Source organism: Candidatus Dormiibacterota bacterium (genome assembly GCA_036495095.1).
Lineage (GTDB): Bacteria > Chloroflexota > Dormibacteria > Aeolococcales > Aeolococcaceae > CF-96.
The window spans coordinates 1-19,949 of the sequence record DASXNK010000144.1; the positions used below are offsets into that span (position 1 = coordinate 1).

The window sequence follows — 19,949 nt, forward strand, 5'->3', positions numbered from 1 at the left end:
GCCGGCCTGGTCGGCGCCCGGGTGGTGGAGATCCCGGTCAACCACCGCCCCCGCACCCGCGGCACCAGCAAGTACGGGATCTCGCGCACCGTGCGGGTGATCCTCGACCTGCTGACCGTCAAGTTCCTGCTGAAGTACCTGTCCCGCCCGATGCAGTTCTTCGGGCTGCTCGGCCTGATGAGCTTCGTGCTCGGCTTCTGCTCGCTCGCCGGCCTGCTCATCGAGAAGGCGGTGTCCGGGGTCGGCCTGGCGGAGCGGCCGCTGATGATCCTCAGCGTGCTCCTGGTCATCCTCGGGGTGCAGTTCCTCTCGATGGGACTGCTCGGTGAGCTGCTCACCCGCATCTACCACGAGGTGGGCCAGCGGCCCCCGTACGTGATCCGTCGCACCGCCGGCATCGACGCCGACGCCGACCGGGTTGCCGATCCGGTGGCCGCGCTCGCCGGCCAGGGCCCGTCCGGGGTGACCATCGACGTCGACGACGACGACGTGGAGCTGCCCGCGCGCGAGCTGCGCGGCCGGGGAGGACGCCTGCGCCCGGTCGGCTAGGAGCCGGCCTGCAACGTCTCGGACAGCCGCCTGCGGTGGAGACCCGACCGGGGTCTCCACCCGCCGGCCCCTCCGCTAGCCGCCGGCCTCGAATCCCTCGGGGAGGCGCACCTTGCCGCGCATGGCGGCGCGCACCCGCTCCACCGCCGCGGCCACGGCGGGGTCGCCGAGGGCGAGGATGCGGGCCGCCAGGTGGCCGGCGTTGCGCGCCCCCATCTCCCCGACGGCGACGGTGGCCACGGGGACGCCCGGCGGCATCTGCACGATGCTCAGCAGCGCGTCGAAGCCGTTCAGCGGTGTCCCGGTGAGGGGAACGCCGATCACCGGCAGGGGGGTGAGGGCGGCGAGCACGCCGGGCAGCGCCGCGGCGGCGCCGGCCCCGGCGACGAGCACCCGCAGTCCGCGCCCCGGGGCGGTGGCAGCGTAGCGCTGGAGCACGTCGAGGGCGCGGTGGGCGGAGATCACCGCGGTCTCGTGGCCGATGCCGTAGTCCTCGAGCACCTCCGCGCAGCGTTGCATCGCCGCCGCGTCGCTCTCGCTTCCCATGACGATGCCGACCCGCACCGGGGCGCCGCTCACCGGCCCGCCGCTCCGGGCGCCGCGGCCACCTGGGCACCGGCGGGGTCGGCGATGTCACCGCGGTGCTGCATCCCCTCGAAGCGCACCCGCCCGAGGTTGGCGTAGGCGCGCTCGCGCGCGGCCGCGATGGTGTCGCCGCGCGCGACCACGGTGAGCACCCGCCCGCCGGCGGTGCGCACCGTCCCGTCGGGATCGCGGCGGGTGCCGGCGTGGAAGAGGAGGGCGTCGCCGTCGAGCGCCTCCAGGCCGGTGATCGCGTCGCCGCCGCGGACGCTGCCCGGGTACCCGGCGGCGGCGGCGACCACGCCCACGGCGGCGCCGGCGAGCGCCCGCGCCCTGCCCCCCTCGAGCCCGCCGCGGGCGCAGGCGGTGAGGAGGTCGAGCAGGTCCTCGCCGAGGAGCGGCAGCACCACCTGGGTCTCGGGGTCGCCGAGGCGGGCGTTGAACTCCACCAGGCGCGGGCCCGCGTCGGTGAGCATGAGCCCGGCGTAGAGACAGCCCCGGAAGGGCGTGCCCTGGGCGCGCAGTGCGGCCACACAGGGCTCCACGAAGCGCCGCAGGGCGTCGTCGAGGGTGGAATCGGGGTCGAGCCCGGCGGGCGGCGCGTAGGCGCCCATGCCGCCGGTGTTGGGCCCCCGGTCGCCGTCGTGGATGCGCTTGTAGTCGCAGGCGGGAGCGAGCGCCCGCACCGAGTCGCCGTCGCTGAGGGCGAGGACGCTCACCTCCCGGCCGCTCATCCGCTCCTCGACGACCACCCGGGTGCCTGCCTCGCCGAAGCGGCCCTCGAGCAGGCAGGCGTCGATCGCGGCCCGGGCGGCGGCGGCGTCGTCGCAGACGGTCACCCCCTTGCCCAGGGCGAGCCCGTCGGCCTTCACCACGCAGGTGCCGAGCTCGGCGGCGAAGCCGTGGAGACGGTGACGGTCGTCGACGCCGCCGGCCTGCCAGGCGGCGGTGGGGATGCCCGCGCTGCCGGCGAGGAGCTTGGTGAACTCCTTCGACGACTCCACCCGCCCCGCCGCGCGGGTGGGACCGAACACCGCGATGCCGCGCTCGGCGCAGCCGTCGGCGAGGCCGGCCGCGATCGCCCCGTCGGGACCGATGACCACCAGGTCGACCTCGCGCTCGACCGCCAGCCGTACCATCGCGGGGACGTCGTCTGCGGCGACGGCGACGTTCTCGGCGAGCCCGGCGGTGCCGCCGTTTCCCGGCGCGCAGATCAGCTCGGTGCCGGGGTGCCGCGCGCATCCCCAGGCCAGCGCGTGCTCCCGGGCGCCGGAGCCGGCGATGAGGACCCTGGTCACTCCCATTCGATCGTGGAGGGAGGCTTGCTGCTGATGTCGTAGACCACGCGGTTCACGCCCTGCACCTCGTTGACGATGCGCCGCGAGATGGCGCCGAGGACGTCGTAGGGCACCTTCGCCCAGTCGGCGGTCATGCCGTCGTCGCTGGTCACGATGCGGATGGCGACGACGTTGGCGTAGGTGCGCCCGTCGCCCATCACCCCCACCGACGAGATCGGCGTCAGGATCGCGAAGGACTGCCACACCTCGCGGTAGAGACCGCTGCGCTTGATCTCGTCGATGACGATCCAGTCGGCGGCGCGGAGGGTCTCGAGGCGCGCGCGGGTGACCTCGCCGATGATCCGGATCGCCAGCCCGGGGCCGGGGAACGGCTGCCGCCACACCAGGTCCTCAGGGAGACCGAGCGCGAGCCCCACCCGGCGCACCTCGTCCTTGAAGAGGTAGCGGAGCGGCTCGACCAGCTCGAAGCGCAGGTCCTTGGGGAGTCCGCCGACGTTGTGGTGGGTCTTGATCGTCCGCGCGCCGTGGGTGTCCCGAGCGGTGGACTCGATGACGTCCGGGTAGAGCGTGCCCTGGGCGAGGAAGTCGACCTGACCGAGCCGGCGCGCCTCCTGCTCGAAGACCTCGATGAAGGTGCGCCCGATCGCCCTGCGCTTCTCCTCGGGGTCGACCACCCCGGCGAGCGCGGCGAGGAAGCGATCGGTGGCGTCGACGTGGACGAGGTCGATGTGCCGCTGCCGCGACATGACGTCGATGACCCGGTCGGCCTCGGCGCGGCGGAGCAGGCCGTTGTCGACGAAGACGCAGACCAGCTGGTCGCCGATCGCGCGGTGCACCAGCGTCGCCGCCACCGCCGAGTCGACGCCGCCGCTGAGCGCGCAGAGCACCCGGCCGTCGCCCACCCGCGAGCGCACGTCGGAGACCGCCATCTCGATGAAGGACGAGGGCTCCCAGGTGCCGCTGCAGCCGCAGACCCGGTAGAGGAAGTTGCGGAGCACCTCGCGGCCGAGCGGGGTGTGCACCACCTCGGGGTGGAACTGGATGCCCAGCCGTCCCGCCGGGCCCGCCATCGCCGCGCAGGGCGAGTTCAGCGAGTGGGCGACGGCCCGGAAGCCCGGCGGCAGCCTGGTGATGACGTCGCCGTGCGACATCCACACGGGCAGCTCCGCGGGCAGCCGCTCGAAGAGCCCGCCGACCTCGTCGACCACCAGCGACGCGAGCCCGTACTCACGCCGGGTCGCCGGCTCGACGGCGCCGCCGAGGTCCTGGGCGAGCAGCTGCATGCCGTAGCAGATGCCCAGGATGGGCAGCCCGAGGTCGTAGATCCCGGGGTCGGGACGGGGCGCGCCGGGCTCGTACACCGACGCCGGCCCGCCGCTGAAGATGAGGCCGCGCGGCTTGCGGCGGCGCACCTCCTCGGCGCTCACCGTCCCCGGCAGCAGCTCGCAGTACACCTTCGCCTCGCGCACCCGGCGGGCGATCAGCTGGCTGTACTGGGAGCCGAAGTCGAGCACCAGCACGGTGTCGTGCGCGGCGGCCACCGGCGCGAGGGCGGCGAGACCGCTGCCGCCGGCGACCACGGTCATCAGGCGCCCATGCCCACGCGCTGGGCGCGCTGCTCGGTCTTGCCCTCGGTCTTGATCGACGGCGCGATCACCATCTCGGTGTCCTGGAACTCGCGGATGTTGCGGGCCCCGCAGACCCCCATCGCGCTCTTCAGCGCGCCGACCAGGTTCATGCTGCCGTCGTCGACGTGCGCCGGCCCGAAGAGCACCTCCTGGAGGGCGCCCTTGACGCCGGTGCGGATGCGCGTTCCCCGGGGCAGGTTCGGATCGGGCGTGGCCATGCCCCAGTGGTTGCCGTGGCCCGCCGCCTCCTCGGTGGCGGCGAAGATGGAGCCGATCATCACCGCGTCGGCGCCGCTCGCGAACGCCTTGGTGATGTCGCCGCCGATGCGCATGCCGCCGTCGGTGATGATCGCCACCCGCTCGCCGCTCCGTCGCAGGTGGTCGTCACGGGCGGCCGCGCAGTCGCTGGTGGCGGTCACCTGGGGCACACCCACTCCCAGCACCGCGCGAGTGGTGCAGGCGGCGCCGGGGCCGACGCCCACCAGCAGCCCCCGGATCCCGGTGTCCATCAGCTCGAGGGCGGTCGCGTAGTCGACGCAGTTGCCGACCACGACCGGGATGTCGAGCGCCTGGGTGAGCTCGCGGAACGAGAGCTGGCGGTACGACCTGCTCACGTGCCGGGCGGTGAGCACCGTCCCCTGCACGACGAAGACGTCGGCGCCGGCCTCCTGCACCAGCGGCCCCCGCCTTTCGGCGTGGTTGGGGATCGAGGAGACCGCGCAGCGCACCCCGCCGTGCTTGATCTGCTCGATCCGCTGGCCGATCAGCCCGTCCTGCACCGGCGCGGTGTAGAGCCTCTGCAGGAGCAGGTTGATCTGGTCCGGTGGGGTGTCGGCGATCTCCAGCAGGACCTCGGTGGGATCCTCGTACCGGGTCTGCAGGCCGTCGAGGTTGAGCACCGCGAGCCCGCCGAGTCGCCCCATGGTGACCGCGAAGCGGGTGTCGACCACACCGTCCATGGCGGCCGCCAGGATGGGGAGGTCGAAGGTCGAGCCGTCGAGCTGGAAGGAGACGTCGATCTCAGCCGGGTTGATGGTCACCGTGCCGGGAACCAGCGCCACCTCGTCGAAGCCGTAGGCGCGCCGTGCCCGCTTCCCTCGTCCTAGCTCGAACTCCATGAGACCTCCGGTGCGACGATCGCGCCCGCGCGCCCCAGGGTCTCGGGAATGCGACGAGCGCCCAGCGCAGCGGTGGGCTGCGCTGGGCGCTCGTCTCCCCGAGGAGCCGGCGAGGTCCTCACCGGCAGGGGCATGCGCTGCACTTCGTCATGGCCATCCAGGTGGCAGCAGAGCATACCAGACAGCCCGCCCGAGGGTCGGTGACCGCACCCCATGTTGTGCCTGCCAACCCACGCACCCACCAGATGTGGTAGGGCTCAGGGGGTGGGTGAGGCGGCCGGCGACGGCTTCGGCGTGGGCGTCGGATCGGGCGTCGGCGGAGGCGTCGGAGGGAACGGCGTCGGCGTCGGCGCCGGCGACGGAGTGGGCAGTGGCGTCGTCGGCGGCCCCGGCGGCGGCGTCGGGGCGGGTGCCGGGGTCGGAGCCGGAGTCGGAGCCGGAGTCGGGGCCGGCTTCGGGGAGGGCGACGGCGTCGGCTTCGGCGACGGCGTCGGGGAGGGAGTCGGCCTCGGCGTCGGCGCCGGGGTCGGCGTCGCGGTGACCACCGGGAACGGCACCGAGGCCGCGGTCGGCGCGGGCGTGGCCGGGGTGGTGGTCGGCTTGTCGGTGAGCACCGCGCGCCAGACGATCCGGTTGTAGTCCTGGAACCAGGGGGTGCAGGTCACCAGGGTGAGCTCGGCATCGTCGGTCGGCCCCAGCTGGGTGACCCTGTCGGGGGCGAGCACCTGGCTCGCCGTCACCCGGTAGTGCCACACCCGGCAGTTGCGGTCCTGGACCTCGATGGGGTCGCCGGGGTGGAGCTGGTCGATGTTCTGGAAGTGGGGCTCGCGGTGGAAGGCGATGATGTCGTTGCCCATCTCACCGGGGGCCGCGGAGCCGTGGTAGTGGACCATCGAGCGCTGCAGCAGGAGGTCCCAGCCGCCGTCGCCGGCGACCCCGGAGTAGCCGTACTGCTTCAGGCTCGGGAAGCTGACCAGCGCGTAGGACTCGGCCGGGCTGGAGTTGCCGCAGGTGCCCACCGCGGCGGCGTCGGCGGTATCGGGCAGACCGCCCACCAGCGCCTGCGACCCGCCCTTGTTCCACTGCGCCAGGGCGTTGTCGTCCGCCCTGCCGCGGTTCTGCACCCCCAGCAGCGGGATCGCCACGATGCCGATGCCGGTGGCGATGAGCGCCACCCCGCCGAACGAGAGCAGGTGGCGCGGCTGCGGCCGGCCCAGCCGGGGATGGGGCACGCGCCGGTCCAGCCACCAGGCGACGACCAGCAGCGGGGTGACCGCCGCGAGCAGCAGCCCACCCAGCCGAGCGCGTCGCAGCCGCCACGGGGTGGGCACGTCCTCGGCCACCACACGGGCGAGCTCGCCGATCTCCTGGTAGTCGGCGGCGAGCTGCTCACGCATGCCGGGCCAACCCTTCCTCTCGGTCGCCATCGCGTCCAAGGTACACCGCTGTCACGGGCCGGCAACCAGCCGCCACCGTTTCGTCACCGGGCCGGGCGCGGGACCCCGGTCAGCCCCGCCGCACACCCTGGACCAGCCGCGGCCGGCCGGGTCCCGGCACCTCGGGCTCGCCGCCGCTCACCAGCGCCGCCACGGCCTCCCCTCGGCGGCCGCGGGCGTAGTCGTGGAGCACCTCGCAGCTGCCCCGCCGCGGCTCCCAGCCGAAGCTCTCGCGGAGCCTGGCGATGTCGACGACGCGGCCGTACTGGATGAGGCGGAGCAGGTGGGGCGGCCAGTCGAGCAGGCCCGCGCGGCGCAGCGCCAGCGCCGCGAGGCTCCCGCCCACCGGGGGGATCACGGGGAGGCAGCGACGGCCCAGGATCCTGGCCGCCTGCGAGAGGATCACCACCCCCGGTCCGGAGACGTTGTAGGCGCCCGGGTGGCTCTCGACGGTGGCGCGGTAGAGCGCCTCGACCGCGTCCTCCTCGTGGAGGAACTGCAGCCGGGGGTCGAAGCCGAGCACGGTGGGAACCGCGGGGAGGCCGAAGTACGCCTGGAAGGGGGTCTGGAGCAGCGGGCCGAGCACGTTGGTGAAGCGGAGCACGGTCACCGTCGCCCCCGGCTGGCGGAGCGCGAAGTCGCGGACGTACGACTCGACCTCGACGATGTCGCGGCTGAAGGCGTCCTGTGGCGGGGTCCGCCGGGTCATGTCCTCGGTCCACACCGAGGGGTCGTCGGGCTCGCTCCCGTAGATCGCGGTGCTCGACTTCACCAGCAGCTTGCGCACCGGGCTGTCGGCGCCGCTGCACGCCGCCAGCAGGTTCATGCTGCCGATCACGTTGGTCTCGTGCGCCACCCGGGCGCTGGTGCGCCGCGGGTCGACGATCAGGTTGGTGTGCACCACGGTGTCGATGCCGAGGGCGCGCACCAGCTTGCCGACCAGGCTGTGGCGGAGGTCGGCGCGGATGAAGTCGGTGCGGGCGAGGTCGTGGGCGGGCTCGCGGACGTCGATGCCCACGATCTGCTCGACCATGGGGTCGGCCTCGAGGCGCTGGGCGAGCTCGTAGCCCCAGAACCGGCTGATCCCGGTGATGAGGACCCGCTGGCGGCGCATCTGTCTCCCCTGGGCGCTGATCCGGCGATGGTACCAGCGCCCTCTCCGCGCGCCCCTTCGAGTTCGGCGTGTCGGTTCCAGAAGGGTCCTGTAACCACCCCGTGGCCGTGCCCTGTACTCCGTTGCGATAGCTCCGTTCGCACACTTTGCACTGATGGACCGCCTCACCTCCACACCCACCCTGGACCTCCTCAGCAGCCACGACCCGACTGATCAGGCACCTGCCGGCGAGACCACGATCCTCGTGATCGACGACGACCCCACCATGGGCACGATGCTGACCATGCTCGGCCGCGAGCACGGCTTCACCGTCCAGGTGGCCACCGACGGCTTCGAAGGACTGCGTCTCGCCGAACAGTCCGACGCCGACCTCATCGTCCTGGATCTCAACCTGCCCCGCCTGACCGGCCTCGACGTCTGCCGCCGCATCCGCGCCGCAGGGATCGAGGTGCCCATCCTCATGGTGTCGGCGAACCACGACGTCGTCGACGTCGTCGTCGGTCTCGAGATCGGCGCCGACGACTACGTCACCAAGCCCTTCGAGCTGCGCGAGCTCGCGGCCCGGATCGGCGCCCAGCTGCGCCGCCAGCGTCGCAGCGCCGCCCAGGTGCGCCCCGGCCGCCTGAAGTTCCCCGGCCTGGTGATCGACTTCGGCCGCCACGAGGTGCTGCGCGACGGCGAGGCGGTGGGACTCACCCCGACCGAGTTCAACCTGCTCGCCCTGCTCGCCACCCGCCCCGGCCGCGTCGTCTCCCGCGCCGAGATGATCCAGCAGGTGTGGGGCCAGGGCGCCGAACTCGACGCCCGCAGCGTCGACGCCCACGTCTACCGGCTGCGCCGCAAGATCGAGCCGAACAACGAGCATCCGACGTATGTGCACGCCGTGCCCGGTGTCGGGTACCGGTTCGACTACCGGCCGGTGGGGGGCTCTCTGACACCGGCGTAGCCCCCGGCCTCCGGTGGGGGATCCGTGAGGCTGCGGTTCTGCCACCGTGTCGTCACCCGGGGAGGCCACGCCTCCCCCGGGTCACGGATAGATGCCCCGTACCTCGGTGGCCCTCGCCACCCGGTCGACCGCGACGCGGTAGGCGGCGTCGCGGAGGCTGATGCCGTGCTCGGCGGCGGTGCGGCCGACGTGGTCGTGGGCGCGGCGCATCACGTCCTCGAGGCGGCGCATCACCTCGCGTTCCTCCCAGAAGAGCGCCTGCAGGTCCTGCACCCACTCGAAGTACGAGACCACCACGCCGCCGGCGCTGGCGAGGATGTCGGGGATCACCACGATGCCGGCGGCGTCGAGCACGGGGTCGGCGTCGGGGGTGATGGCGGCGTTGGCGCCCTCGGCGATGAGACGGGCGCGCACCCGTCCGGCGTTGCCGGCATGGATCTGCGCCTGCACCGCGGCGGGGACGAGCACGTCGACCTCGAGCTCGAGCACGTCGGCGGGACCGATCACCTCGCCCGCGCCGCTCTCCGCGACGCTGCCGCCGCCGCGCACGTGGGCGGCGAGCGCGGGCACGTCGAGGCCCTCGGGGCGGTGCACGCCGCCGCGACTGTCCGTGACCGCGATCACTCTGAGCCCCGCCTCGGCGAGGCTCAGCGCGCACTCCGCGCCCACGTGCCCGAAACCCTGGAGCGCCACCGACGCGCCCACCGGGTCGATGCCGAGCTCCTGGAGTGACCACAACGTGACCATCGTCAGCCCGCGGGCGATCGCGGAGTCGCGGCCCGCCGTGCCACCGATGTCGATCGGCTTGCCGGTGACCGCGGCGGGCACCGAGTAGCCGGCGTTCATGGAGATGGTGTCCATCATCCAGGCCATGATCTGCGGCGTCGTCCCCATGTCGGGCGCGGGGATGTCCTTCTCGGGACCGATGAGGAGCGCGATCTCGGTGGTGAAGCGGCGGGTCAGCCGCTCCAGCTCGCCGATGCTGAGCCGGCGGGGGTCGCAGATCACCCCGCCCTTGGCACCGCCGAAGGGGAGGTCGACGACCGCCGACTTCCAGGTCATCACCATCGCGAGAGCGCGGATGTCGTCGACGGTGAGCCACGGCGCGTAGAGGATGCCGCCCTTGGCCGGGCCCCGGACGATGTTGTGCTGCACCCGGAAACCGGTGAACACCGTGTGGCTGCCGTCGTCGAAGGCCACCGGGAAGTGGACGACGAGCTCGCGCTTGATCTCGCGGAGCACCGCGCGGATGCCGCCGTCGAGCCCGAGAGCGGCGGCGGCGGCGTCGACGCGGCGCTGCGCGTCGGCGAAGGCGGAGGTGGTGGAGGCCACAGCGCTCAGTCCCGGCCGCCGGGCGGCCGCGTGCGCGGCGACGTCTCGCCGAGGGCGGCGTCGAGCGCGTCGACGCGCGCGGCGAGCTCGTCCACCCGCCGTCCCAGCGCCTCGACCTCCTCGGCGGTGGCGATGTTCAGGTTGTGCAGGCCGGTGGTGACGACGTCGTCGACGCGGCTCTCGAGATGCTGGGTGGTGCTCGCCAGGCTGTCGGTGGCGCGCTGCCGGAGCTCGCGTGGCAGCGCCAGCGAGGCGCGCACCATGGCGATGAGCTGCTCGCCCCGCTCGCGCACCGCGTCGACGAGCAGGGGCTCGGGCTGCGGCCCCCGGCGCTGGCGCTCGAGGTCGAGCAGGATCTGGCTCAGGGTCACCGCGGTGATGTCCTCGCCGCTGGTCCGATCGACCACCCGGACGTCGTGGCCCTCGCGCAGCAGCTCGGCGATCACGTCCAGGGTCACGTAGCGGCGTGAGTGGGTGTCGTAGAGCTTGCGGTTGGCGTACTTCTTGATGACGTGCGTTTCCAGCGCCCGCACTCCTCTATTCGGGCCTCCCCCGATCGGCGCCGACTATACGGGAGCCGATGGCCGTACGCCCATCCACCCGCTGTCGCAGCGCCCGCGCGACCCGGTGCGCCCGGTCCCGCGGTCCCGGCGCGCGGTCGCCGCTGTGCTCGCGGTGTGCACCGTCGCGACCTCGCGGCGCGCACAGGCAGACCCCCGAGACCGCCGGCCAGTCGTCACCGCGACGGTGTGCGCGCAGTCGCGGCGGCGCCGGCGCCGGCGGTCGGAAGCACCCTGGTTTGACATTGCTGTGTACATCGACCATGCTATGCGCGAACTGCACAGGGCAGCGTGTTTTCTCCACGTCCTGTCAGATACGCGAACCGTGGCGATCGCCTGACGATCGCACCATCGGAGGCCCAGCAAACATGGCGAGGACTAGACGGACGACGGGGGTACCCGCAACCGTCACGCGGACTGTGAAGCGCGTGACCGGGACCACCCGCAGAAGCGCCCCCGGGGGTGACCTGGTGAAGGCGGTCCAGGGTCTGGTGAAGGCACTTCCCATCTCCGATCTCGACAAGCGTCTTGCCGCACTCGAGAAATCGGTGCAGCGGCTCGAGAGCGAGATCCGCAAGGCGGTCGAGCGGATCGGTGGAGCGGTGCGCCGCGGCACCGGCGCCACCGCCACGACTGCACGCCGCGCCACCACGACGACGGCGCGCCGGGCGACTGCGGGCACCACGCGGCGGACGACCACCGCTCGCGCCACCGGCACCCGCGCCACCGGCACCCGCGCCACCGGCACCCGTGCCACCGGCACCCGTGCCACCGGCACCCGCGCCACCGGCACCCGTGCGACCGGCACCCGTGCGACCGGCACCCGGGCGACCGGCACCCGCGCGACCGGCACTCGCGCCACCAGCACCCGGGCGACCGGCACCCGCCGCACCACCGCCACCACGGCGGCGAAGCCGGCGGCCACCCGGCGCACCACCACCCGGCGCGCCGCCGCCACCACCGCGACCGCCGCGCCGAAGCCGACCACCCGTCGCACCAGCACGCGGCGCGCCGCGGCCGCCACGGCGGCCGGGAGCACCACGCCGGCGACGACCACGCGCCGCACCGGCACCCGCCGCGCCGCGGCCACCGCCACCGCGGCGAGCACCGCGCCGAAGCGCGCCACCACCCGCCGGGGCACCCGTCGCAGCGGCACCACCGCGGCGGCTCCGCTGCCCGCGGCGCCGACGGCACCCGCGACGACCTCCTGAGGCCCTGAGACCCTCGGGGACCGAGCAGCCCTCGCCCATCGGGGCGGGGGCTGCTGTCGTTTCAGGCCGCAGCAGCGGCGCCGGCTACCCCGCGGGGCGCGGACGTGCGGCGGCGCAGTCGCGCAGCACCGTCCGCAGCACCCTGCCGGCACGGCGCACCGCTCCGGCGTCGACGCCGAGATGGGTCATGCAGCGGAGCAGCTGAGGGTCCATCACCGAGGCGAGCACGCCCTGGGCGGCGGCCCGTTCCGCCACCTCGACCGCCGCTGCCGCGGTCTCGAGCAGGACGATGTTCGTCGGCACCGCCGGGCGGATCACCCGCACCCCGGGGGCGTCGCTGAGCAGGTCGGCGAGCAGGCGGGCGTGAGCATGGTCCTCGGCGAGCCGGTCGACGTTGTGCTCGAGCGCGTGGAGTGCGGCGGCGGCGATGACCCCAGCCTGGCGCATCCCTCCGCCGAGCCGCTTGCGCCAGCGCCGGGCCTCGTCGACGGTCTCGACGGCGCCGGCCAGCGCCGAGCCCACCGGTGCGCCGAGGCCCTTGCTGAAGCAGACCGAGACGCTGTCGCAGTGCTCCACCAGGCTGGCCGCGGGGCAGTCGAGGGCGATCGCGGCGTTGAAGATGCGCGCTCCGTCGCAGTGCACCGCAATGCCGTGACGGTGGGCCGCCTCCGCCGCCTCGGCGACCGCGGAGGCGGGGACGGCGAGGCCGCCGCGACGGTTGTGGGTGTTCTCCAGGGCGAGCAGACGCGAGCGCGGGTGATGGATGTTGGGGAGGCGCACCGCGGCCTCCACCATCGCCGAGGTGGGCACCCCGCCGGAGGCCGCGACGGTGCGCAGCTGCACTCCGGCGACCACCGCCGCGCCCGCCACCTCGTACACGACCAGGTGGGCCTCGGCGTCGCTGATCACCTCGTCGCCGGGGCGGGTCTGCGCCGCCACCGCACAGAGGTTGGCCATCGTGCCGCTGGGGACGTACAGGGCGGCGGCCTTGCCGAGCATCGCCGCGATGGTCTCCTCGAGGCGGCGCACGGTCGGGTCCTCGCCCCAGACGTCGTCGCCGACCTCCGCCTCCGCCATCGCCCGTCGCATCGCCCGGTCGGGGACGGTGAAGGTGTCGCTGCGGAGATCGACGCGGCTCTCAGGCATGGGACGGAATAGTCTCACGGGTCACGCCGCGCTGATCCGTCCCCGAGTGAAGCGGACCCGGTTGCGGCCCTCGCGCTTGGCCTCGTAGAGGGCGGCATCGGCGCGCTCCAGCAGCCGCTCGGCGCCGCCACCACGGACCTCGGGGAAGGCGACGCCGCCGATGCTGACCCCCAGCCGGATCGGGGCGCGCGCGGCTCCCACCCGCACCTCCACCGCGGTCACCGCGGCCCGGATCTTCTCGGCCACGTCGCGGGCGTCGCGCCCCCGGGTATTGGCCATGACGATCACAAACTCGTCGCCGGAGAGGCGGGCGGCGAGATCGGAGCGGCGGATCGTCGACGACAGGGTGCGAGCGAAGGCCCGGAGCGCCTCGTCGCCGGCGGCGTGGCCGTGGGTGTCGTTGATCTCCTTGAGCCGGTCGAGGTCGAGCATCAGCACCGACAGCGGCGCGTTGGCCCGCTCGGCGATCGCCAGCTGCCGCTCCAGGTGCTCGACCAGCGAGCGCCGGTTCGGCAGCCCGGTGAGCGGGTCGGTGCTCGCCTCCATGGTGCGCACCGAGAGGATGCGGTCGCGCTCGACCGCGAGCGCCAGCCGCTCGGCGGCGTCGGCGAGCTGCACCCGGTCGGCGTCGATGAAGCCGCGGGGACGGTCGGCGATGACCACCACCCCGCGAAGCCCGCTGCCCATGAGCAGCGGCGCGGCGCAGAGCCGTCGCATCCCGCAGCGGGCCTCCTCGCTCTCCGCCGGGGCCACCCGCTCCACCGTGTTTCGCTGGCGCAGCGCCGCGACCTCGCCGACGGGACCGTCGCCGAGCAGCCGCCGGGCGTCGGGACGGTCGAGCCCGACGTGGCAGACGTACGGGCCGGGCAGATCGCCGCCGTCGATCACCACCATCGCCGAGACCGCGCGGGTGGTGGCGATCAGCTGCCGGCAGACCGCCTCCAGCCGCTCCGGCAGCGGCCGCGGGGCGTCGAGGTGGGTGGCCACGGCGGCGCGCGCCTCGGCGCCCTTGAGCATCTGCCAGTGGCGGGTGAAGAAGTGGCCCGTGACCAGCAGGAGGATGATCACGATCGACACCCAGCTGATCACCAGCCCGGGGGTGATGAGCGCGCCGGGATCGAGCACCACCGGGCTGAGCAGCAGCAGCCGGTTGCCGTCGCCGAGCAGCGAGGCCGCCACCGCGAAGCGGCCGCCGTCGAGGTCGACGGTCTGCGCGCCGGGGAGCGAGACCGCCCGGGAGAGCTCCGCGGGCAGCGGCTCGCCGGCGCCCACCAGCCGGCCGGCGATGCGCCCCCCGACCACGTAGCGGTGGTCGCGGACGATCGCCACCTGGGGCTGGTCGGTGCCGGCGCTGCGCAGCTCGAGGGCGAGGTCGTCGACGATGTTCGGCTGGGCGACGACCACGGTGAGCCCGGTGGGGATCCCCGCCGGGGTGCGCACCGGGTAGGTGGCGAACATCCAGGGCACGCCGTCGTCGGGGTTGCCGGCGAAGGGCGGAGGCGCCACCGCCTGGCGGGAGAGCCAGCGCGCCAGCGCCTCGCCGTCGCCGAGCAGCGCCCCGGCGCGGGCCACCATGGCGGCGGCGGGGATCCCGTTCACCGTTCGGGTGACGATGAGGACACCGGCGCCGCAGGCCTCGGGGACGGCGGGCAGCGACGCCGCGGAGGCGCGGCAGCCCTGGGCGGGGGCGGAGCTGACCGGGGCGCCCGGCCCCCCCGTCGCCGGCTCCAGCTCGCCGGAGAGGCGGGTCACGAAGGTGCCGAGCGCGGCGACGTCGGCGGGGCTGTCGCCGGTCTCGCCGAGCTGGAGCGAGGTGGCGCGGGCGAAGCCCACCAGCGACCGCTGCTCCTGGTGGAGCAGGTTCGCGGCCACCGACGCCTTGTCGGCGGCGCGGCCGGTGGCCACCTCGTTGGCGATGCGGCGCGCCTGCTGGAAGGGCACGTAGGCCGACACCGAGGCGATGAAGAGCGCGAAGACGCCCACCACCAGCGGGAAGAGCGTGAAGAAGGAGGCACGCCGCAGCAGCTCGGGACGCCGCACCTCAGCGCCCCCTGCGGAGCAGGCGCAGGGTCATCGCCGCGCTGGCGAGCGCCACCGAGCCGAAGCCGAGGACCAGGACGGACGTCGGCGCCAGCTGGGCGGCGTAGCTCTGGGGCACCGGCACCAGCGACGGGGTGAGCCAGATCGGCGGCGGCACCGGGAGCGCCTGCGGGACGTGCGGGCGCGGCGTCCCGGTCGCCACGGCGGCGGGGCCGGTCGCCACCGCGGGCCGGGGCCGGGCGGTCGCGGCCGGCGTGGCGGTGAGCGGCGCGACCGGCGGGGGCGGACGGCTCGCCACCAGGGTGGGTGCGGGCGTGGACACCGGGCAGGGTGTGGCGACCGGGTCCGACAGCCGGCGACGGGCGGTGCCCGCGGCGGCGCTGCGCACCGAGGGAGACGGGCACGTGGACACGCCCCCCTGCCGGTCCGGCCGCGGGGTCGCGGTCGGGGCGGGCGTGGCCCGGGGCGGGTCGTCGGCGAGCACGGGGGGGCGGCCGATCGCGGGGATGGCGAGCCCCGCCGGTCGCGCCGGCCAGGGTTCGACCGACGCGGACACGGCGGCGGCGAACACGCCCGCCGCGACGGCGGCGCTCAGCGCCAGCGCCAGCGCCGTGATCGACCGCAGCAGACGCCCCATCCACACCGGCGAGACCGAACCGGTGGTCATGCGACGACCTCTCGCCGCGATCGCCGGCGAGCCCCGACCCGCCCGATCGTGACCTTCCGGTGACGAGAGGCAGGGGGTAGTCTTGGCCCCATGCCTCCGGTGGTGATCACCTTCAACGACGGCGAGGTGCTGTGGGCCGACACCCCCACCATCGGCTTCGACCTGCCGGTGATCGAGGCGGAGATCCGCAACGTCGACTCCAACAGCGAGCGGGCGCTGCTGCCGCTGGCGGCGATCCGCCAGCTGATGGTCGGCGAGGTCCGCGCCGCTCCACCGTCCGAGACCCTCGCGGGATGGGACAAGGCGGCCTTCCACTTCCTCGACGGCCACGTTCTCCGCGCCTGGCTGGGACCCGAGGTGCGCCTCGGTCCCCACGGCGGGGTCTGGGAGCTGGTCGAGCACGGCACCGCCGAGCTGGAGCTGCGCACCATCGCGGTGCCCTGGACGTCGCTCAAGGGCGTTTTCCAGATCCGCCAGTGGGACAGCCGGCCCGCCGGTGAGCGCGCCGCCCGTGCGGCCGGGGAACCGGTGCACCTGGAGAACATGATCCGGGTGCTCGCGGAGCGTGAGGCGCGCGCCGCCGAGCCCCGGGGACCGCGCTCCGAGACCTCGCTGGCGCAGCGGCTCCAGCGCGCGCGTGACCGCGGCGACGGGGCTCCGTGACCGTCGCGTGACATCCGGCCACGGGCCTGCCACGGCCGGGAACGGCACGCAGGCGCGTGATAGGGTTGCCCGCAACGTGTCTCTGCGCGCTCCCGCCGACGCCGCCGCTCCCTCGCTGCGCTCCCGGCTGCTGACCCCACGGACCGCCCTCTCGCTGGGCGCCACCGTGCTCATCATCGGGCTCGCGATCTGGCGCGCACCGGTGAACTGGCACGACGTGGGCAGCGCGATCCGCCATGCGGACCTCCGTCTGTACCTGGCCGGCATCGCCGCGTACTACCTCTCCTTCCTGGCGCGCACCCTGCGCTGGCAACTGCTCCTGCGCAACGCCGGTGAGCGCTGCCCGGCGGGTCCCCTGTACTCGACCCTGCTGGTGTCCTTCTTCGTCAACTGCGTCGTGCCCGCCAAGATGGGAGACGTCTACCGCGCTTTTCTCCTGCGCACCCGGATGGGCGTGGGGGCGATGAAGGGCTTCGGAACGATCATCGCCGAGCGCCTCCTCGACCTCTTCGTGCTCATGGGCCTGCTCGTCGTCGCCGCGGTGGCGACCTTCGGCAGCCGCGTCCCCCACCAGTTCGTGCCCGCGCTCATCGCCGGTGCCGTGCTCTGCACCATCGCCGCCGGCGGGCTGGTGGTGATGGGCCTCGGCCGCGGCCGCCGGCTGCTGCGGCTGCTCCCCGTGGGAGTGGTGCGCCGCTACGAGAGCTTCCGCCTCGGCACCATGAGCTCGTTCGGGCGCTGGCCCGAGGTGCTCCCCCTCTCGGTCCTGGTGTGGGCGCTCGAGGCGACCCGCCTCGCCTTCGTGGTCTACGCCCTCGGCTACAGCAACCTGCTCACCCCCCGCCACTTCGTGCTCGTCGCCCTGGTGGCGGCGCTGCTCACCACCGTGCCCTTCACCCCCGGCGGCATCGGCCTCGTCGAGGCGGGCATGGTGGGGGTGCTCGTCGCCATCGACCCGCATGTCACCCAGACGGTGGCCGCGTCGATCGCCCTGCTCGACCGCAGCATCAGCTACGGCAGCCTGGTGGTGGTCGGCTGCGTCGTCTTCGCCCTCACCCACATCCGCGTCCCCAAGGTGGCGCCGCAGGCCCAGCCGCTCGTCGACAAGCCCGGCGGATGAGGACGCTGGTCACCGGCGGAGCCGGCTTCATCGGCTCCACCCTGGTCGACGCGCTGCTCGCCGCCGGCCACGAGGTGACCGTGCTCGACGACCTCTCCCGGGGACGCCGCGAGCAGGTCGGCGCCGGCGCCCGGCTGGTGGTCGGCGACGTCGCCGGGCCCACCGCCCGGGAGGCGCTGCTCGCCGCCCGCCCCGAGGTGGTGTTCCACGAGGCCGCGCAGATCGACGTGCGCCGCTCGGTGGCCGAGCCGCTGCTCGACACCACCATCAACGTGCTCGGCACCGTGAACCTCCTCCAGGGCTGCGTCGACGCGGGCGTGCGCCGGGTGGTCTTCGCCTCCAGCGGCGGCGCCATCTACGGCGACACCGAGGTCGTCCCCACCCCCGAGACCCATGCCGCCAACCCGGCCTCGCACTACGGCGCCGCCAAGCAGTGCGGCGAGGCGTACGGCGGCGTCTACCGGCTGCTCTACGGGCTCGAGTTCGTGGCCCTGCGCTACGCGAACGTCTACGGCCCCCGGCAGGACCCCCATGGCGAGGCCGGGGTGGTCGCGATCTTCGCGGAGAGGCTGCTCGCCGGCCGGCCGGCGACGATCAACGGTGACGGCGGGCAGACCCGCGACTACGTCCACGTCGACGACGTGGTCGCCGCCAACCTGCTCGCGATGGAGACCCCCCACCCCGGCGCCTACAACGTCGCCACCTCGGTGGAGACCGACGTCACCACCCTGTTCGGCCACATCGCCCGCGCCTGCGGCAGCGACGCCCCACCGCTCCACGGACCGGCCAAGCCGGGCGAGCAGCGGCGCTCCTGCCTCGAGGTGCGCCTCGCCGCCGAGCGCCTCGGCTGGCGGCCGCGGGTCGGCCTCGCCGAGGGGCTCGCGAACACCGTCGAGCACTTCCGCCGGGCGACCGCAGCCCGCAGCTAGACGACCCCGGCGGGGGCGGCGCCGAGCGCGCTCGCGGCCGCCTCCATGCAGCGCCCGGCGTGGTCGCGCAGCGCCGACACCGCATCCCGGACCCCCGGGTTCTCGCGGTAGCTCCCGCCCTCGAGCATCCGGCACGCCCAGCTCTCGTCCTCGATCGCGGCGGTGAGCAGGATCCGCACCGAGCCGAGCACCTCGAGCTCGTCGCCGGCCGCGCTCACCTCGATCTGGGCGAGCTGCTGCCGGTAGCCGGTGAGCTTCTTGCGCACCTCGGCGCCGATCTCGACGAGCGGGTCGCCGGGCGTGCGCGACTGCCCCGGCATCGCCACCGGGACCGGCCGAGGCCGCTCCAGCAGGGCGTCGAGCTCGGTGATGCGCTCCGCGGTGTACCCGGAGATCCGCTGCAACAGCTGCCGGTAGTCCTCAGCGGGCACCGGCTCGTGGCCGCCGCCGAGCGCGCGGAAGCTCCCGTAGAGGACGGCCAGGACCACGAGCAGGACGATGGCGTAGGTGAGCACGACCCGCCGCCCGCCGACGCCCCGGGGCTACTTGTAGCGGAAGGTGATGCGGCCGCGGCTCAGGTCGTACGGACTGAGCTCGACCCGGACCCGGTCGCCGATGAGGATGCGGATGTAGAACTTGCGCATCTTCCCGGAGGTGTAGGCGAGCACCTCCTGCCCGGTCTGCAGCTTCACCTTGAACATCGCGTTCGGAAGCGGCTCGACCACGGTGGCGTCCATCTCGATCGTCTCTTCCTTGACCTCGGCGACGACCGCGTTCGCGGCGGCGTTGGGGTCACGGCGACGTGCGGGGCGGCGGCGGGCACCGCCGGGACGGGATGGACGACGCGCCAAGACAGACACCTCAGAACCGGGTAACTGCCGGAGCGTAGCATGACGTCGCGATGTCGCAGCAGGCCACGAGCCGCCGGACCGGCGCGGTGGTCGCACGCCTGCGCCCCGTCGCCGCTGCCGCGGCGCTGCTCGGAGCGGTGCTGCTGGTGCCCCTGGTGCGGATGGTGCCGGGCGACGGCGCCACCCCGCTGGCCCTCGACGCCTACCTCCCGCAGCACCCCGGCGAGCGGCTGACCTACCGCCTCAACGGCTCGCTGCGCGCCACCGTCGAGCTGCGCCTCGCCTCGCGACGGATCACCGCCGGGGTGCCCACGCTCTCGCTGGAGCGGCTCGACCCGCCGGCGGGGGCGACGGTTCTCCCCTTCGGCCTCAGCGGCGGCACCGTGCGGGTCGAGGGCGACACCGTGGTGCGCACCGCCGAGGGGGGCACGGTGCGCGACCTCGTCGGCCCGGTCGCCCCGGGGCGGACCTGGACCGACAGCCGCCGGGTCGCCGCCACCGGCGGCGCCGGGACGACCTTCACGGTGACCGAGGACCGCACCCTGCTGGGCCCCGCCGCGCTCGACGAGCCCGCCGGGCACCTCGACCACTGCCTGGTGGTCGAGGTGGTCTCCCGTGCCACCTCCGCGGGCGGCTCGGCGGCCACCGCGGGAGCGACGCTCTGGTACTGCGAGGGTGTCGGCCTGGCCCGGGCGGTGCTCCGCGGCGGCGGCTCCGGGGACACCGTCGACCTGGTGGCGGTGACCGGCCGGTGAGCGG

Annotated in this window: 20 protein-coding genes; 7 read left to right on the forward strand and 13 right to left on the reverse strand. The window is 74.3% G+C overall.

The window, feature by feature from the left end; all coding sequences use genetic code 11:
- On the forward strand, nt 1-549 hold a 549-nt coding region (locus VGL20_14590; GenBank protein ID HEY2704911.1), incomplete at its 5' end, for a hypothetical protein.
- Between the two features lie 75 nt (nt 550-624).
- Here the strand turns inward: VGL20_14590 and purE are convergent.
- From purE to VGL20_14620, 6 genes are all read right to left on the reverse strand, one after another.
- Nucleotides 625-1,128: a 5-(carboxyamino)imidazole ribonucleotide mutase gene (gene purE, locus VGL20_14595; protein HEY2704912.1), complete on the reverse strand. Its 504-nt coding sequence runs from the start codon at nt 1,126-1,128 to the stop codon at nt 625-627.
- Nucleotides 1,125-2,435: a phosphoribosylamine--glycine ligase gene (gene purD / locus VGL20_14600; GenBank protein HEY2704913.1), complete on the reverse strand. Its 1,311-nt coding sequence runs from the start codon at nt 2,433-2,435 to the stop codon at nt 1,125-1,127. The genes purE and purD overlap by 4 nt, the downstream gene beginning before the upstream one ends.
- Nucleotides 2,426-4,015, reverse strand: coding sequence for a glutamine-hydrolyzing GMP synthase (gene guaA / locus VGL20_14605; GenBank protein HEY2704914.1), 1,590 nt, complete (start codon nt 4,013-4,015; stop codon nt 2,426-2,428). Before guaA ends, purD begins: the two co-directional genes overlap by 10 nt.
- Nucleotides 4,015-5,175, reverse strand: coding sequence for a GuaB3 family IMP dehydrogenase-related protein (locus tag VGL20_14610; protein HEY2704915.1), 1,161 nt, complete (start codon nt 5,173-5,175; stop codon nt 4,015-4,017). Before VGL20_14610 ends, guaA begins: the two co-directional genes overlap by 1 nt.
- Nucleotides 5,176-5,432: 257 nt before the next feature.
- Nucleotides 5,433-6,572 (reverse strand): class E sortase, encoded by a 1,140-nt coding sequence (locus VGL20_14615; GenBank protein HEY2704916.1) that lies wholly within the window; start codon nt 6,570-6,572, stop codon nt 5,433-5,435.
- Between the two features lie 109 nt (nt 6,573-6,681).
- Nucleotides 6,682-7,725 carry an NAD-dependent epimerase/dehydratase family protein gene (locus tag VGL20_14620; protein ID HEY2704917.1) on the reverse strand — a complete coding sequence of 348 codons (1,044 nt, stop codon included), beginning with the start codon at nt 7,723-7,725 and terminating at the stop codon, nt 6,682-6,684.
- Nucleotides 7,726-7,879: 154 nt separating this feature from the next.
- On the opposite strand from VGL20_14620, the gene VGL20_14625 reads away from it, so the two are divergent.
- Complete coding sequence (locus VGL20_14625; GenBank protein HEY2704918.1) at nt 7,880-8,671, forward strand: response regulator transcription factor; 792 nt, start codon at nt 7,880-7,882, stop codon at nt 8,669-8,671.
- A gap of 81 nt (nt 8,672-8,752) precedes the next feature.
- On the opposite strand, the gene VGL20_14630 is transcribed toward VGL20_14625, so the two are convergent.
- Nucleotides 8,753-10,003 (reverse strand): Glu/Leu/Phe/Val dehydrogenase, encoded by a 1,251-nt coding sequence (locus VGL20_14630; protein HEY2704919.1) that lies wholly within the window; start codon nt 10,001-10,003, stop codon nt 8,753-8,755.
- A 5-nt stretch (nt 10,004-10,008) separates the two neighbouring features.
- Nucleotides 10,009-10,536 (reverse strand): polyhydroxyalkanoate synthesis regulator DNA-binding domain-containing protein, encoded by a 528-nt coding sequence (locus VGL20_14635; GenBank protein ID HEY2704920.1) that lies wholly within the window; start codon nt 10,534-10,536, stop codon nt 10,009-10,011.
- A gap of 497 nt (nt 10,537-11,033) precedes the next feature.
- On the opposite strand from VGL20_14635, the gene VGL20_14640 reads away from it, so the two are divergent.
- Entirely contained in the window at nt 11,034-11,774 is a 741-nt protein-coding gene (locus VGL20_14640) for a hypothetical protein (protein HEY2704921.1), read from the forward strand.
- Between the two features lie 84 nt (nt 11,775-11,858).
- Here the strand turns inward: VGL20_14640 and VGL20_14645 are convergent, their stop codons facing one another.
- From VGL20_14645 to VGL20_14655, 3 genes are read right to left on the reverse strand one after another with little or no spacing between them, the layout of a single operon-like run.
- Complete coding sequence (locus VGL20_14645; GenBank protein HEY2704922.1) at nt 11,859-12,920, reverse strand: GntG family PLP-dependent aldolase; 1,062 nt, start codon at nt 12,918-12,920, stop codon at nt 11,859-11,861.
- A gap of 21 nt (nt 12,921-12,941) precedes the next feature.
- A complete protein-coding gene (locus VGL20_14650; protein HEY2704923.1) occupies nt 12,942-14,960 on the reverse strand; it encodes a sensor domain-containing diguanylate cyclase in 2,019 nt (672 codons plus the stop codon).
- Between the two features lies 1 nt (nt 14,961).
- Nucleotides 14,962-15,627, reverse strand: a complete 666-nt coding sequence (locus tag VGL20_14655) for a hypothetical protein (protein HEY2704924.1) — start codon at nt 15,625-15,627, stop codon at nt 14,962-14,964.
- A gap of 90 nt (nt 15,628-15,717) precedes the next feature.
- Between VGL20_14655 and VGL20_14660 the strand changes: the two genes are divergently transcribed.
- From VGL20_14660 to VGL20_14670, 3 genes are all read left to right on the forward strand, one after another.
- Complete coding sequence (locus VGL20_14660; GenBank protein HEY2704925.1) at nt 15,718-16,290, forward strand: hypothetical protein; 573 nt, start codon at nt 15,718-15,720, stop codon at nt 16,288-16,290.
- 76 nt (nt 16,291-16,366) lie between these two features.
- Nucleotides 16,367-17,410 (forward strand): lysylphosphatidylglycerol synthase transmembrane domain-containing protein, encoded by a 1,044-nt coding sequence (locus tag VGL20_14665; GenBank protein HEY2704926.1) that lies wholly within the window; start codon nt 16,367-16,369, stop codon nt 17,408-17,410.
- A complete protein-coding gene (locus VGL20_14670; GenBank protein HEY2704927.1) occupies nt 17,407-18,339 on the forward strand; it encodes an NAD-dependent epimerase/dehydratase family protein in 933 nt (310 codons plus the stop codon). The genes VGL20_14665 and VGL20_14670 overlap by 4 nt, the downstream gene beginning before the upstream one ends.
- On the opposite strand, the gene VGL20_14675 is transcribed toward VGL20_14670, so the two are convergent.
- The gene (locus VGL20_14675) at nt 18,336-18,854 is read right to left on the reverse strand and encodes a hypothetical protein (protein HEY2704928.1); all 519 of its coding nucleotides are present in this window, start codon (nt 18,852-18,854) and stop codon (nt 18,336-18,338) included. The two genes, VGL20_14670 and VGL20_14675, sit on opposite strands and share 4 nt — an antisense overlap.
- Nucleotides 18,855-18,881: 27 nt before the next feature.
- Nucleotides 18,882-19,082: a translation initiation factor IF-1 gene (gene infA / locus VGL20_14680; protein HEY2704929.1), complete on the reverse strand. Its 201-nt coding sequence runs from the start codon at nt 19,080-19,082 to the stop codon at nt 18,882-18,884.
- Between the two features lie 158 nt (nt 19,083-19,240).
- On the opposite strand from infA, the gene VGL20_14685 reads away from it, so the two are divergent.
- Nucleotides 19,241-19,945, forward strand: a complete 705-nt coding sequence (locus VGL20_14685) for a hypothetical protein (GenBank protein ID HEY2704930.1) — start codon at nt 19,241-19,243, stop codon at nt 19,943-19,945.
- The last annotated feature ends 4 nt before the right edge of the window (nt 19,946-19,949 follow it).